Annotated in this window: 1 protein-coding gene; it reads right to left on the reverse strand. The window is 67.8% G+C overall.

From position 1 onward, the window contains the following. Positions 1 to 44: 44 nt before the first annotated feature. A partial coding sequence (locus tag QMG73_RS46190) for a hypothetical protein (RefSeq protein ID WP_281906533.1) occupies positions 45 to 475 on the reverse strand: 431 nt, incomplete at its 5' end.

Consider the following 475-nt stretch of genomic DNA (forward strand, 5'->3'; position numbering starts at 1 on the left):
CAGCACTCGCGCGCTACGTACAGCGCGAGTTCGACACGCTCACGTCAACCAGCTGTGGCGGCTAGCAGCCGTCCCCACTGCTGGGCGCGTACCGTCTCACCCTCCTGCAGCGTGTTCTGCCTGGTCACCAGGAAGCTTTCCGGTTCTGCCACTAGTGCCAGGTGGTGCTTGCGCAACTGCCCTGCGATGCCCTTGCCAGCCCGGCCCGTCAGCCACGCCGGCATGTCGACGCGGGTGTCGAATGCCGCCGCTTTCGCGTGCATCGTCGCCGGCAGTGCGTCGAGCCAGTCCCGCAGGCCCGGCCCTTCGGCATCGGCGTCAAGAGTCAGGGGGCTTCCGTGCTTGTAGGCATCGGTCACCGCCCCGTCACGAGTGGTGGCCCGGCTCATTCCGTGCGCGTGCGTCGGGCCACCCACCACCAGCAAATCGGTCTGCTCCAGCAACTGCTCGGTCGCTCGCGCCACCGGTACCACAT

Origin of the sequence: Phytohabitans aurantiacus, assembly GCF_027923225.1 — a bacterium.
GTDB lineage: Bacteria > Actinomycetota > Actinomycetes > Mycobacteriales > Micromonosporaceae > Phytohabitans > Phytohabitans aurantiacus.